The sequence below is a fragment of the Rhizobium sp. BK316 genome, assembly GCF_014193695.1.
In the GTDB taxonomy this organism is placed as follows: Bacteria; Pseudomonadota; Alphaproteobacteria; order Rhizobiales; family Rhizobiaceae; genus Rhizobium.
In genome coordinates this window covers 1-14799 of record NZ_JACHZR010000005.1, presented here as the reverse complement: position 1 = coordinate 14799, position 14799 = coordinate 1, and the positions used below count along the sequence as shown (strand labels likewise).

At 60.0% G+C, this 14799-nt stretch carries 12 protein-coding genes; all 12 read right to left on the bottom strand.

Annotated features, from left to right (window positions below; genetic code table 11):
- Nucleotides 1-7: 7 nt before the first annotated feature.
- Entirely contained in the window at nt 8-1030 is a 1023-nt protein-coding gene (locus tag FHT87_RS23270) for an ABC transporter substrate-binding protein (protein ID WP_183805107.1), read from the bottom strand.
- A 1-nt stretch (nt 1031) separates the two neighbouring features.
- The gene (locus tag FHT87_RS23265; RefSeq protein WP_183735121.1) at nt 1032-2075 is read right to left on the bottom strand and encodes a LacI family DNA-binding transcriptional regulator; all 1044 of its coding nucleotides are present in this window, start codon (nt 2073-2075) and stop codon (nt 1032-1034) included.
- Nucleotides 2076-2242: 167 nt separating this feature from the next.
- The gene (locus FHT87_RS23260) at nt 2243-3670 is read right to left on the bottom strand and encodes an efflux transporter outer membrane subunit (RefSeq protein ID WP_183805105.1); all 1428 of its coding nucleotides are present in this window, start codon (nt 3668-3670) and stop codon (nt 2243-2245) included.
- Nucleotides 3671-3824: 154 nt separating this feature from the next.
- Nucleotides 3825-6935: an efflux RND transporter permease subunit gene (locus FHT87_RS23255; protein WP_183805103.1), complete on the bottom strand. Its 3111-nt coding sequence runs from the start codon at nt 6933-6935 to the stop codon at nt 3825-3827.
- Between the two features lie 50 nt (nt 6936-6985).
- Entirely contained in the window at nt 6986-8191 is a 1206-nt protein-coding gene (locus FHT87_RS23250) for an efflux RND transporter periplasmic adaptor subunit (RefSeq protein ID WP_183805101.1), read from the bottom strand.
- 151 nt (nt 8192-8342) lie between these two features.
- Nucleotides 8343-8945 (bottom strand): TetR family transcriptional regulator, encoded by a 603-nt coding sequence (locus FHT87_RS23245; RefSeq protein ID WP_183735117.1) that lies wholly within the window; start codon nt 8943-8945, stop codon nt 8343-8345.
- A 194-nt stretch (nt 8946-9139) separates the two neighbouring features.
- Nucleotides 9140-10084 (bottom strand): phosphoribosylaminoimidazolesuccinocarboxamide synthase, encoded by a 945-nt coding sequence (locus FHT87_RS23240; protein ID WP_183805099.1) that lies wholly within the window; start codon nt 10082-10084, stop codon nt 9140-9142.
- Nucleotides 10085-10162: 78 nt separating this feature from the next.
- Nucleotides 10163-11905 (bottom strand): SLC13 family permease, encoded by a 1743-nt coding sequence (locus tag FHT87_RS23235; protein WP_183805097.1) that lies wholly within the window; start codon nt 11903-11905, stop codon nt 10163-10165.
- Between the two features lie 108 nt (nt 11906-12013).
- Entirely contained in the window at nt 12014-12697 is a 684-nt protein-coding gene (locus FHT87_RS23230; protein ID WP_183805403.1) for a phosphoribosyltransferase, read from the bottom strand.
- 11 nt (nt 12698-12708) lie between these two features.
- A complete protein-coding gene (locus tag FHT87_RS23225) occupies nt 12709-13515 on the bottom strand; it encodes a pseudouridine synthase (RefSeq protein WP_183805095.1) in 807 nt (268 codons plus the stop codon).
- A 165-nt stretch (nt 13516-13680) separates the two neighbouring features.
- Complete coding sequence (locus FHT87_RS23220; protein ID WP_183735113.1) at nt 13681-13887, bottom strand: hypothetical protein; 207 nt, start codon at nt 13885-13887, stop codon at nt 13681-13683.
- A gap of 135 nt (nt 13888-14022) precedes the next feature.
- Entirely contained in the window at nt 14023-14361 is a 339-nt protein-coding gene (locus tag FHT87_RS23215; RefSeq protein ID WP_183735112.1) for a hypothetical protein, read from the bottom strand.
- Nucleotides 14362-14799 lie beyond the last annotated feature (438 nt).

Below are 14799 nucleotides of genomic sequence, written 5' to 3'. Positions count from 1 at the left end.
CAGCGGCTTACTGGCCGACCTTTTCGTTCCATTGCTTCAGCCAGCCATTGCGATTGTCGAGAGCGGCTGCGGCGGGGATGAGCTTCAGGCTCTTGGCGGTATCTTCGCCATAGGTGATGTTGTTGGCGACCTCGTCGGAGACCTTCACTTCCTTGTTCGCCGGGCTGTCGATCAGTTTTTCGGCGAGCTTGGTCTGGACTTCGGTCGACAGCCAGAAATCCATGAACTGCAGCGCGAGATCGTGGTTCTTCGATCCCTTGGTCATGACCAGCACGTTCATGCCGCCGGTCTGGCCCTCCTTCGGCGTTGCCCAGGCGACGGGAACATTGAGTTTGGTGAAGCCTGCCCAGGAGAAGCGGCCGATCGGAGCGGCCCAGATTTCTTCCTGCTGCATGAGCTGCACGAGCTGGGAAGACTTTTCGTAGAAGGTGACGATCTCGCCCTTCTTTTCGCCAAGCGCTTCGATCGGTGCCTTGAGGTCGGCCGCGTCCTTGCCGAGCGCGAGGCCCAGCATATAGAGCGCCGGCGGGCCTTGATTGGTCGTGACGTTCGGGAAGGCAACATGGCCGACATATTCCGGCTTCAAGAGATCGGCCCAGGACTCGATCTTCATCTTGTCGGAACGGTAGACTATCGAGGTGGCGTAGAAAGTGTAACCGACGCTCATGCCGTCGGCGTTCGGATCCTTGGCGATATCATAGAGCTTGGAAAAATTTTCGAGCTTGGAGGTATCGACCTTGTCGATCAGGCCGGCGCGGGTGGCGGCAAGGCCGTCAGCCATGGAGACGGCGGCAAGATCGACCACCGGATTGGCTTTGTTGGCTTCCATCTTGGCGAGGCGCTCGACGCTGTTGCCGGTTTCGACAACGAGCTTGCAGCCGCACTTGGCTTCGAAGGGGTCGTAGACGATCGTCTTGTAATCGTCCTGCGCAAAGGCATAGACGGAAATGGTCAGCGTCCGTTCCTGTGCCGCGACGCCAAGGGGGAAAAGCGCGGCCAGCGCCACCGATGCAATGAGGGCTTTCTTCATTCTACAGGTTCTCCATCTCTGAGGTTTTTGGTGCCGGGTTCGCGAGCCCGGATGACTGGCGGATGACGAGTTGCATGGGCACGCGTTCGGTCTCCGCCGTGACCAGCACGCCCTCCCGAGTGCCGCTTTCGTTTATTCTGTCGACCAGCGCGGAGATGGCGATTTCGGCGATGGTGTCCATGTCCATCCTCACCGTCGTCAGCGACGGCGTGACGACAGGCGACCAGATGAGATCATCGAAGCCGGTGACACTGACATCGGTCGGAACGCTGATGCCCTCCTGCTGTAGTTCGGTCAGCGCCCGCAGGGCCTGCAGGTCGGAAAGGGCCGCAAAGGCGGTGAAGCCCTGACGCGTCTTTTCCGCAAGGCCCAACCGGCAGCCGGCGCCCGTTTCGTTCTCCAGGCGTTCGATCCACAGCATTTCGGAACGCATGCCGGGCTGCAGGCCGGCCCTGATGCCGCCGGCTCGGTCGTTCTGGACATTGGATTCCTGATTGTTGCCGATGATCAGGATCTGCTTGTGGCCGAGGCCGGCGAGATGGGCAGCGATCTCCCTGCCGCCCTGCCAATGGTCGGCGGCGACCGTATTGCCGGGCGTGGAGGCAGTATCGATGACCGCGACCGGGCAGCTTGCGGCGGAAATGCGGGTGGCACGGCGAGGCACGACCACCATGCCGTCGACACCACGTTCCACCAGCCGGTTGATTGCCTCGGTCTGCGCCGTGATGTCGCCGCGGGAGTCTGCGATCAGTACCCCATAACCGGCGGCGGAGGCGGCAAATTCGATGGCCTGCGCAATCTTCGGGAAGAGCGGATTGGCGATATCAGGCAGGACGAGGCCTAGCACGCCGCTGCGGCCCGTGCGCAGCGCCCGTCCGGCTTGGCTCGGCACATAGCCGAGTTCGGCAGCATGCGTCCGAATTCTCTCGATCAGAGCATTGGAAACTCGGCCCTTGCCGGAGAGCGCATTCGAGACCGTAGCAACGGAGACGCCGAGCGACGTCGCTATCCTGCTGAGATTGGGACCCGGGCGTTGTGAAGCCATGATTTCGAGGTGCTGCGCTTAATCGTTTAAGCAATTGCATAGCGTAGCGCTTAGGGCTTGTCGAATCCAAATTTACTCAGTGGGCGAATATCTGTCCCGGCGGCTTTCGCGCAAACAAAAAGCCCCGCGGAAAACCGCGGGGCCTGAACAAGCAATGGGCGACGATTTCACGTGCCCTTGGCGACCTTGACAGGTGCAGTCGTCTTGCCGCCGGGGGCAAAGCCGCCGCCAGTTGCGATGTTGAGCGCGGCATAATCCTTCGCCATCTGCTGAACGGCAGCAGCAAGGCTTGCCTGAGCAAGGGAGACCTGACGCTGGGCGTCGAGGACGTCGAGCAGCGAGGAGGCGCCGTCCTTGTAAGACGCTGTCGAAAGTTCGAGGGTTTCTTGTGTCGTGCGGACCTGTGCGCGCAGCGCATTGACCGTCTCGGCGTCACGGCGGACGGCGGACAGGGCGTTCTCGACCTGCTCGACAGCCGTCAGGACGGTCTGCTTCCAAGCGAGATAGGATGCGGCTGCATCAGACTTCGAAACGTTGACATTGGCGCGCAGACTGCCGCCGTCGAGGATCGGCAGGTTCAGGGTTGGGCCGAAGGACCATGCACCGAGAGCGCCATGAAGGCCGCGCTGGTTGATGTAGCTCGGCGAGATCGAACCGGACAGCGAGATCGACGGATAGAGCTGAGCCTCTGCGACACCGATCTGAGCGGTGGCGGCCGCAAGGTTACGCTCTGCCTGGCGAATATCCGGACGGTTGCGGATCAAGTCGGCAGGAATGCCCGAATTGATGCCGCCGCGGAAGGTCGGCTGACCGGAGCCACGGAGCAGTTCATCGACCATCGAACCGGCCGGCTGGCCGACAAGGGTGGCGATATGATGGGCCGAAACGCGGATGTTGGTTTCAAGGCCAGGGATTTCTGCGAGCGTCGATTGAACGAGACCTTCTGCCTGCACAACGTCTAGGCGGGAGGCGGCACCTGCATCCAGCTGGAACTTGGTGAGGTCGTAGGTTTCCTGACGAGACTTCAGGTTGGCTTTCGAAAGTGCCAGACGCTGCTGGAAGAAGCGCAGATCGATATAAGTCGAGACAATGTCCTGGATGTAGGACAGCCTAGCAACATCGGCACCCGCGTAAGCCGAGTCAAGCGAAGCGAGGGCGGCTTCCTTGCTGCGCCTGTAGAGGCCGAACAGATCGAGCAGCCAGGAGAGCGAAAGCTGGCCGGCGCTGGTGTGTCGGGTATCGAACTGGGTGCGCAATTCGCCCGTCTGGCCGCTGGCGGTCTGGGAGGCGCCGACATCGAGGGCAGGCAGGGCGCCGGCGCCGGCGATCGTCACATTGGCAGAGGCGGAATTGATGCGTTCGATGGCCTGCTGAATCGTAAGGTTCTGGTCGAGGCCGGTCTGAACAAGGCTGTTGAGCTTCTTATCGTTGTAGGCCGTCCACCATGCGGCGGTGGCGACATCGCCGATGCTCTTTGGGCTGCCTTCGCTGAATTTTCCAGGAAGCGACATTTCAGGAGGTACGTGATCAGGGCCTACTACGCAGCCCGAAAGCAATAATAATAGCGCCGGTGTGGCATAACGAAGGGGTACCATGCATTTCATCCTGTAACTCGAGCAAGTCAATTCTTGTCCGAAGCGTCATGCTTCACTATCGGCTAACGCGCCTCGTTCTCTACGCCAAACATCATGCCGAAGCAGTCCGGGCGCAATGTAGCAATCTGAAAAGCTTTCTCACAGTGCATTTATATCACACTGCCGCCTCATTTTTTTGCCGTGTGGCGAAGATGCGGCGGATGACGACGAAGAAGCTCGGCACGAAGAAAATGCCCAGCATCGTCGCAGAAAGCATGCCCCCGAGGACGCCGATGCCGATCGCGTTCTGGGCAGCGGAACCCGCGCCCGTTGCGATCGCCAGCGGCACGACGCCGAGGATAAATGCCAGAGAAGTCATGATGATGGGACGCAGGCGCAGCCTTGCTGCCTCCAGCGTCGCCTCGAAGAGGCCCAGTCCTGTTTCCATCCGGTCTTTGGCGAATTCCACGATCAGGATCGCGTTCTTCGCCGCAAGGCCGATGGTCGTGAGCAAGCCTACCTTGAAGTAGACGTCGTTCGCCTGCACGAAGAGCGTTGCCGCGGTGAGTGCCCCGAGCACGCCGACCGGAACTGCCATGATGACCGAGAATGGGATCGACCAGCTTTCGTAGAGCGCGGCCAGGCAGAGGAAGACGACGAGAACCGAAATCGCGTAGAGCATCGGCGCCTGCGAGCCCGAGAGGCGCTCCTGATAGGAGATACCCTGCCAGGCAACCGTATAGCCGCCGCCGAGCTGTTCGGTCAGGGCTTCCATCTCATTCATGGCCTCACCCGAGGAGACGCCTGGTGCCGCGCCGCCATCCAGCGGAATGGCGCTGACGGCGTTGAAGCGGGCAAGAGACGGCGCGCCGTCGACCCATTGGGTGGTGGTGAAGGCGGAGAAAGGCACCATCTCGCCGGCGTTGTTGCGGGCATACCAGTGGTTCAGATCAGTCGGCTGCATGCGGAAGGGTCCGTCGCCCTGCACATAGACCGGCTTGATCTCGCCGTTCAGCGTAAAATCGTTGACGTCGCGGCCGGTGAAGATGATCGACAGCATGGAATTGACCGAGGCAAGGTCGACACCCATGGCGCCGATCTTCTCCTGATCGATCAGGATCTTCATCTGCGGCTCGACTTCCTTGTTGTTCGAGCGGAGTGCCACGACCTTGCCGGTGGCGCCAGCCATCTGGATCAACCGCTTGGAAGCGGCCGTCAGGGCTTGATTGCCGTGGCCGCCGGTGTCCACCAGATACATGGAGAAGCCGCTTGACACGCCGAGACCCTGGATCGCGGGCGGCAGCAGCGCAAAGACCTGCGCCTCGCGGATCGCAAAGAAGTTCTTGAGAGCCCGGCTGACCACCGACTGCGCGCTGAGGTTGGGATCAGTGCGCAGCGAGAAGTCCTTGAGTTTGGTGAAGACGATGGCACTGTTCTGACCCGAACCGTTGAAGCCGAAACCGAGCGCGCCGAAGACGGATTCCACCGCATCCTTCTCGTTTTCACGGTAGTATTTTTCGACCTTTTCAACGACGGCCTGCGTCTGCTGCGTGGTGGACCCAGGCGGCGTGGTGACGATGGTCAGGAGCACGCCTTGGTCTTCCTGAGGCAGGAACGAGCTCGGCAGGCGGGTGAAGAGATACGCGCAGCCGACGCCGACCAGCAGGAAAACCAGCATGACACGGACCGGCCGCTTCAAGAGGTAGCCGATGGTGCGGACGTAGCCGTTGGTCGAGCGGGTGAAGTTCCGGTTGAACCAGTCGCCGATGCGATGTTTCTTGTGCTCGTTGACCGGCTTCAACATCGTGGCGCAGAGCGCAGGCGTCAGCACGATGGCGACGAGGGCAGACAGCAGCATGGCCGACACGATCGTGATGGAGAACTGGCGATAGATGATGCCGGTCGAGCCGCCGAAGAAGGCCATGGGGATGAAGACGGCGGTCAGCACGAGAGCGATGCCGACGATGGCGCCGGTGATTTCGCCCATCGACTTCTCGGTCGCCTCCAGCGGCGAGAGCTTTTCCTCCGACATGATGCGTTCGACGTTTTCGACGACGACGATGGCATCGTCGACGAGAAGGCCGATCGCCAGCACCATGGCGAACATGGTCAGCGTATTGATTGAGTAGCCTGTTACCGCGAGGATGCCGAACGTGCCCAGAAGTACGACGGGAACGGCGATGGTCGGGATCAATGTCGCACGCAGGTTCTGCAGGAATATGAGCAGAACCACGAAGACGAGCACGATCGCCTCGATCAGCGTATGCACGACCTTTTCGATCGACAGTTCGACGAAGGGGGTCGTGTCGTAGGGATAGGTGATCTCGACGCCTTCCGGCAAGCCGCGGCCGATCGTTTCGAGCGCGGTGCGGACACGGGCGGCGGTATCGATGGCGTTCGCGCCGATTGCGAGGTTGATGGCGAAACCAGACGATGGCAGGCCGTTGTAGCGAGAGCTGCCGCCATAGCTTTCTTGGCCGATCTCGACGCGGGCGACATCGCTGAGGCGGACGGTCGAACCGTCTTTTTCGACCTTCAGGATGATGTGTTCGAAATCAGCAACCGTGGTGAGCTGGCTTTGCGCAGTGATAGTGACGTTGATCTGCTGGCCCGGGACGGCCGGCTGGGCGCCGAGCGAGCCAACGGAAACCTGGGTGTTCTGTGCCTGGATGGCCGAGGTCACATCGCCGGGGGTGAGCTGGTATTTCTGCAGCTTGAACGGATCCAGCCAGACGCGCATGGCGTAGCCGGAGCCGAACACATTGATGCTGCCCACGCCTTCCAGACGCTGGATCTGGTCCTCGATCGAGGTCGACATGATATTGCCGAGGTCGACGGAAGTGCGCTTGCCGTCCGTCGAGACCAGCGAGCCGACGAGAAGAATGCTCGAGGTGGAGCGCGTGACGCTGATGCCGGCATCGATGACGTCGCCCGGCAGCTGCGACTGGACGAGCTGCAGCTTGTTCTGCACCTGCACCTGCGCGATGTCAGGATTGATGCTCGTTCCGAAAGTCAGCGAGATGCTGGCCGAGCCCGTCGATGAGGTCGAGGTCATGTAGGTCAGGTCATCGAGACCGGTCATGCCGTCTTCGATGAGGGTGGTCACTGATTTTTCGACCGTCTCGGCGCTGGCACCGCGATAGCTGGCGTTGATGCGGACCGTGGTCGGCGCAATGTCGGGATATTGGGATATCGACAGTGTGAAGATGCCGAGCAGACCGGCGAGCATGATGGTGATCGCAATGACCCAGGCGAAGATCGGTCGTCGGATGAAAAACTTGGCCATCGGTTATTCCTGTACGGCTGGGACGGTGACGATACGAAAGCGCCTGCGCATCACTTTGCTGCGGGCTTTTGTTCGCTTCCGGCCACGGGCTGATCGGCAGGGACAACCACGCCGTTGTCGTTGATCTTCATTGGAACCGGCTTCACCGGCATGCCTGATACAATCGACTGGAGGCCGCTGACGATCAGCTGATCGCCGTCCTTCACGCCGTCGGTTACGAGCCAGGAATTGTTGGAGGGCGTAGCGTTCTGGAAGACGCGGGTCTCGACCTTGCCCTCGGCGGAGATGAACTGTGCGGTCAGGCGGCCGTTGGCATCGCGCGTCGTCGAAAGCTGCGGCAGGGAATATCCGGTCTCGGCACCGAGCTCGACCGTGGCGCGCACATACATGCCCGGCAGGACGACGCGGTCCGGATTCGGGAAGACGACGCGGATGATGAAGGTGCCGGTCGTTTCGCTGACGACCTGCTTCGACATGTCGAGCTTGCCCTTCTGATTATATTCACGGCCGTCCTCGAGGATCAGGCGGAACACGACATTGTTGTCCTCGCCCTTGACCTCCCCGGTAGCGATCGCATCGCGCAGCTTCAAAAGGTTGGTGCTCGATTCCGTCAGCGAAATATAGATCGGATCAAGCTGGCGGATGGTGGTCAGCGCGGTCGACTGGTTGGCGGCAACGAGGTTGCCGACATTATAGGCGGTCTGGTCGATAATGCCGTCGAAGGGCGCGGTGATCTTCGTATGGTCAAGGTCGATCTGCGCTGATGTCAGCGCAGCCTTAGCCGCTTCGACTTCGGCATTTGCCTGGGCCAGCGCCGTGCGGGCGGTCTCAAACTCGATCTGCGTCGCGCCGCTGCCGACAAGCCGCTGGTAGCGGTCGAAATTGCTCTGGGCGCTCGGCACGCTTGCCTGAGCCTTGGAGATGGCCGCCTGGGCCTGCTCGACAGCGGCGCGATAGGCCGCATCGTCGATCTGATAGAGCAGGTCGCCCTTCTTGACCTCACCGCCTTCCTTAAAGGCGATCTCGCGGATGATACCGTTCACCTGCGGGCGGATATCGGCCACCTGGAAGGCTTCGGCGCGGCCGGGCAGGATCGTGGTGATCGGATAGGTGTCCTTCTTCAGCGTGACCACACCGACCGGGGCGGCACCGCCTGCGCCCGCATTGCCGGCGGGCTTGCTGCCGCTGTCGTTGCAGGCGGCGAGGCCCATAACGAGCAGGAGGGCCGAGGAGACGATGAGGGCGCGCCTGATCATGCTGAATTTCCTGTGCGGTTGGCAGTAGCGGTTCAATCGCCGGCCCTAGGAGGCGCCGCTCTATATAGGAGTGATGATTGACCCGGAAACAGGTGCCGTTATCCGATATTAAGAAAAGCTTTATGAAGTGACGTAATTCAGCAATCGTCACTTAGCAAGGGTTATTTTGCAGTGCGGCATCCACGAAACACACGATTTTTTCCGCACGATGGACAAGCGTGTTTTTGTCGTCCTTGGCAATGAGAATGGGATGCAGAACACAGGCGAGAACGTCTGCAACGGTGCGGGCTGCCGCGTCCGTATTGTCGCAATGGTAATTGCCTTCGGCTACACCTTCACGGATGATCTCGCCCAGTTTCTGCTCTATCCGCTCGCGATAGCGATGGCCCGCGTCGAGCTTGGCATCGATAGTAGAGATCACCATTTCGAAGATGTAGGGGTTCTGCTGGATGTCCTGCAGATGGCTGTCGAGCAGGCGCAGAACGAAGCTCAGCAACTGCTCCTTCGGCGGCAGGCTTGTGTCGACGGCGGCGAAGCGCTCCGTAGCATTGCCGAGATGGCGCTCGGCAATCGCATCGACGAGGACCGCCTTCGAATGGAAATGCTTGAAGACGTTGGCCGGCGACATGTGCAGCGAGGCGGCGATATCGGCGATGGAAACCGCCACAAAGCCGCGCTGGCGAAACAGCGTCTCCGCCATCGAGAGGATATCCTCCCGGGTCTCTTCGGCCTTGCGTCTGGGCCTGCGTGCCATTTGTCCCCCGCCGGGCTTGGCCCGACACCCCTTTTTACAATGCTAGCGCGTTTGGCCGAAAGGCTGCAAGCCAACTCGCAGCCTACTGCATAATTCCCTAAATCGGGATCGATTTAGGGAATTATGCAGTAATTCAAAGTGCTACAGCGTCCTTTGCGCGTCTGAAAAGACGCGCGGCGCTGTAGTCACGCGGTTCAGGGGAAATAGGGCGCGAGATTTGTGCGAACACGCGCGGCGGGCGTTTCGCCGCGGTCGTCGGGTACGAAGCGTTCACCGGTGATCCACTCATAGGCTTTGATATAGACGGCCGAGGTCTGCTCGATCAACGCGACCGGAATTTCCGGAATTGCATCCTTGTAGGGATCGCAGCGTTCGACTACCCAGGCGCGCACGAAGTCCTTGTCGAAGCTTTCCGGGCGATTGCCCGCTGCGAAAGCAGCGGGATAGGTTTCTGCGACCCAGTAGCGGCTGCTGTCGGGCGTATGGATCTCGTCGGCGAGCATGATGTTGCCGTCCTCGTCCGTGCCGAATTCATATTTGGTGTCGACGAGAATCAGGCCGCGTTTTGCCGCTATTTCCTGGCCGCGAGCGAAAAGCGCCAGCGCATACTTGGAAAGCGTTTCCCACTGTTCTCCAGTCAATAGCCCGCGGCTGACGATTTCAGCCGGCGTCAGCGGCTCGTCGTGACCGCCGTCAAATTCTTTGCTGGTCGGCGTGATGACCGGTTCGGGGAGGATCTGGTTGTCGCGCATGCCGTCGGGCAGGCGCATGCCGTACATTTCGCGCTCGCCCTTCTTATAGAGTGTGAGAATCGACGTGCCGGTCGTGCCGGCGAGATAGCCGCGCACGACGATCTCGACCGGAAGAATATCGAGCCGTTTGCCAATGACGACGTTCGGATCGGGATAATCGAGGACGTGATTGGGGCAGATGTCCTTCGTCGCCTCGAACCAGTAGCGGGCTGTCTGCGTCAGCACCTGTCCCTTGTAGGGAATGCAGGTCAGGATACGATCGAAAGCGCTCAGCCGATCAGTGCTGATGATGATGCGCCGCCCATCCGGAAGATCGTAATTCTCGCGCACCTTGCCACGGTAGTAGTTCGGCAGTTCCGGGAAATGGGCTTCGGAGAGAATACGCACGGCGCTTGGCTGTCCTTCTATCGGCTTAGATTGTCTCTGCTCTAGTTTCATTGCCGGGGAAGTCAAGCAAAGGCTCATTCAAAGCCAGAAGAGGGCAATGAGAATGAGTGTGACTATATAGCCGGCGAGCGTCAGCGGCCAGCCGGCGCGCAGGAAATCACCGAAGCGATAGCTGCCGATGCTCATCGACAGCGTATTGTTGTGATGGCCAAAGGGTGTCAGGAAATCCTGCGACGCGCCAGCCGCCACCGCAATTAGATAGGCCTGCGGCGCATGCTGGCCGACGCGCGCGAACTCCAGCGCTATCGGAGCCAGAACGATCGCGACCGTCGCATTGTTGACGAAGGGCGTCAGCGCCATGGCGAGGAACAGAACCAGCGCGATGCCCCATAAGGGATGGCCGATCGGGAAGGCAAGGCTCAGCCATGCCGCAATGATCTCGGCCGTGCCCGTTGTCACCACCGCCTGACCGATCGGGATCATCGCCGCGAGCATGATGATGATCGGCCAGTTGAGATCCGCCATCGCATGACGAATGTTGAGATAACCGAGCAGTGCGAGCGCCAGCACCACGAAGGCGAGGGCGATATCGGGGCGAAGACCGAAGGCGGAGGCAACGACGCCGCAGGCAAAGATCGCGAAGGGTCGCCACGAGGCCGACGATGTCGGGGAGGGCGCTGCGGAGGCAAGCGGCAGGCATTCGCACTCCTCGAGCGCCTCCGCGATTGCCGCTTGCGGGCCTTCCAGCACCAGGATATCGCCGATCGAAAGCTGCAGATCGGCGAAACGTCCTTCAATACGGGGAGAGCGCATCGACAGTGCCGAGACAGTGACCCCGCGATTGCGGAAGACCTCCAGCGATGCGATACGCGAGCCGACGACGGTGCTTTCCGGCATGACGACGGCTTCGATGCTGGCGAAATCCGGCTGCAACCCATGCGGATGGGCTTCCGGCACCAGCGCCTGGCAGGTGGCCAGATTCGCGAAGATCGAATCCGCACCTTGGGCCAGGAGAACATCTCCCGGCTGGATGACTGACTGTTCGAGCGGGCCGAAGACGAAGGCCCTGTCGCGGATGAGGGCATGCGGCTGAATGCCGAAACGTTCCGGACATTGAGCAAGTGTTGCGCCGACGAGTGGCGAATGTTCGGGAATGCTGCGCTCGACGACGATGCGACGGGCAGGGGGAGGGGGCGCTGTCGCGGATTCATCCGACTCGGAAAACAAACGCTGTGCGATCAGGGTGATCAGGAGAATGCCCAGAATGGCGACTGGCAGGCCGACATAGGTGAAATCGAAGAAGCGGAAACCTCTGCCCGTTGCTTTTTCAAGCGCATCACTGACGAGAAGATTGGCAGGCGTGCCGATCAGCGAAACGAGACCGCCGAGAAGAGCGGCGAAGGAGACCGGCATCACGAGCTGCCGGCGCGGAATGCCGATGACGGCGCTCAGCCGCAGCGCTAGCGGCAGGGTAATCGCGAAGGCGCCGATATTGTTCATGAAGATCGAGATGAAACCGCTGAGGGCGGAGACACCAGCTATGACCCGGAAATGCGAAAGACCCGATGCGACGAAGCGTTCGGCGAGACTGTCAAAGAGTTTGGTGCGCGCCAGGACCTGGACGACCAGCAGGATTTCCACGACGGTGATGACAACGGGGCTTGCGAAGCCGGCAAAGATGCCGTCGGCGGGGTAAAGACCGAGCACATAGCCCGCAAGCAATCCGCCGATCGCGACAACTTCGATGCGCAAGCGATCGAGGGAGAACAGGAAGAGCATCGCCACCAGCAGGATCAGGAGGGCTGCTTGCTCAGGCGTCATCGGCGGTTCCTGTGTTCGATCACACGCGGAATGTAGCTTTTCGTCCGATGCTGTATAGTCCGTTCAGATGAAAGAATGAATGGTGCTCATGCGCGGTCCTGCCGTTGGTCAGGCCGGTCTGCACCATTTTCCTTCGGCTGTCCGCTCGAGAATAGGCGTTGCGAAAACGCCTTTCGTGCGTGCCTGCCATTGAGGTCCCGCGGTGTCGAGTTTCGCGCGCCAACGGTCTGATTGCAGCATGGCCGCACCGACGACGACGGGTTCTATGCCGCAGCCTGCCAGCAGACCGAGCCCGGCGGCAACAGAGGTTCCGCTCGATATAACGTCGTCGATCAGCGCGACACGGCGGCCTTCCAGAAGAGGCAGCATGCGCGGATCGACATACAGGCGCTTCTCTTGCTCCGGTGTGGTGATCGATGAGAGGGCGACCGACAGTTCTTCGCGATACCAGAACTTGCGGGAGGTACCGAGCGGCACATAACGGTGATGGCCGAGCTTCTGGGCCACTGCCGCCGCAAGTGTCAGACCGAGTGTCGGCAGGCCGGCGATCACGTCGATGCCGAAGGGTTCTATCTTTGCTGCAAGGATTTCAGCGAGCGCATCCAGCACCGCGAAGCTCGCCTGATTGATGATCAGTGAGGCCAAGGCATGCTCGCCGTCAGCGAGCACGCGGATCGGCAGCCGCAATTGCCTGCCATCTTCCAGCTCCGCTACGAAGAAGGATGTGACGTCGCCACCTGTTTCGAAACTGCCGGGTGGATGGATTTGCTGCCAGAAATCATGCGGCATCATTTCGTTCATTCTCAATCCCGTATTTTCTTGCTGGCACCGACCTTCCGGCGAAGATCCTTCAGTTCGGCCTCGTTGAGCGCCCTGACCGATCCCCTTGGCAGGTCGCCGAGCTCCAGCCCGCCGATCGCCACGCGTACGAGCCGCAGGCAGGCGATATCGAGTGCTTCCAGCATCCGGCGGATTTGCCGGTTGCGGCCTTCCTGCAACTCCACTTCGATCCAGGAGTTGCGGTCGCCCTCACGCAGCTTTCGCGCAGATGTGGCGCGCAGCAATTCACCGTCGTGCCGAAGGCCTGATGTCATGGCCGATAGCATGTTGTCGTCGGCAATCCGGTCGATTTGCACGTGGTAGGACTTGGGGACATGAGTGATCGGATCGAGCAGTGCCTGCGCGAACTCCGTGTCGTTGGTAAAGAGCAGAAGCCCTTCGCTTGCCTTATCAAGGCGACCGACGGGCGAGAGGTGCGGAACATCGAAATCGGTCAGGCAATCATAGACTGTCGGCCGCCCCTCGGGATCGTGACGAGTGGTCACGAGACCGCGCGGCTTGTTGAGCATCAGATAGATCCTCGCCTCGGCGGCGATTTTTCTGCCGTCGACCTTTATGATGGTGGTCGAAAGATCGACCCATGTCGATGGATCGGTGACGATACGATCACCGATGGCCACACGGCTTTCGGCAATCAGGCGCTCTGCCTGCGTGCGGGAGCAATAGCCGAGCTTGGAAAGGGCACGTGGAAGTGTAACCCGCTTGCCGGTCGGCTCAGCCTCGGGTCTGTTGCGTTCGCGTGTTTTCTGCGGGGGGTGCCGCCCTTTCACTGCGCCAATCCTGATGCGATTGCGAAAGCCGTTCTTTGCATGAACGGCGCGCTGATGCCAGCAATGGCGCGCTGAATTTTGGGGAGGAGGGGATTTTCGGATGCCGATAAAGACAGTCAACGCTTCAGGCAAAGCGCAGTGGGAAGGAGACGATATTGTGTGGCCTCAAGAACAAGCCATAAAGCCCGCGAGTTCCTGCCGGTTCATAACGACGCCGGCGGCAGCCTTCGCTGGGTCCGGATGTGTATAGGCCAGGCTCGGCATTTCGGGCAGATCAAGGGCCTGGCGCATGTTCATGATGCCGACTGCGTGACGCCCGTTGCCGCCATCGACACTCACTTCGACGATCAGCTTCTCTCTCTTGTCGTCCATGATGTCCTCCCTTGATTTTTATGTTCCTATCGCTCGCATTAAAAGTTGGTTTTTCTAAGACATAAGTATTTACGCATCCTGCAAAAATCGGATCTGCTGGATGCGTAAAAATGTTAGAGCGGGAGGTCGGGGAGCTTAACGCCACCAGTGACGGGGCTCAGGTTGCGACGTACCTGACAACATATAGCCAGCGAGGAAGCCGATCGCTCCGGCGACAAGAAGTGCTGTCGTGGTTGCTGCAGGGTGCTCGCGAGCGGTGCCGGCAACCGCTGCACCTTCCGCCCGGATCTGAGCAACAGCGTTTTTTGCGCGAGGAAGAGCGTCGTCATAAGCCTTGCCCGCGCGGTCGCGCACTTCGTAATAGGCCTCGGCGCCTTGCGCGGAAATCATCTTCTGCAGGCGGGACACCTCCTGCTGGAGGGCGGCAATGTCCTTGCTGACGGATGTTCTGAGATCATCGGTATTGGCGGCCATGTCTGTCTCCTTCCTTCAATGGGGAGGGAAACACGAAAAACCGCGTTAGGTTCCGAGTCTTTCGCGACAATCCGATATGACGGTTGTTTGACGGTGGTGATGGGGCCGGCGTTTATTCTGCGTTAACCATAAAATTGGCCAAGGCACTGTTTTTCGCGACCTTTCCTCGTTTTTTGAAGGGGTTCCTGATGATTTTTTATCGCCTGGTAAAAGATTGTTCGGGAATTTTGTCCCAAAGGGCGGCCTGTGGATAACTTTCTACTGGAAAATCCTTTGTCGAATCAACCTGTTACAAAAATGTCAAAAAAGTTGGATTGGATGTGTTGACTGTTTTGGTGGGGTGGGATTATAAGCCCAGTCACTGACGAGGGCGGCGGCGCTGCTGGCGACGAAGTTCCTCGTTCTGAAGAAATCAAGCGGATTGGCGGGTAGCTGGTT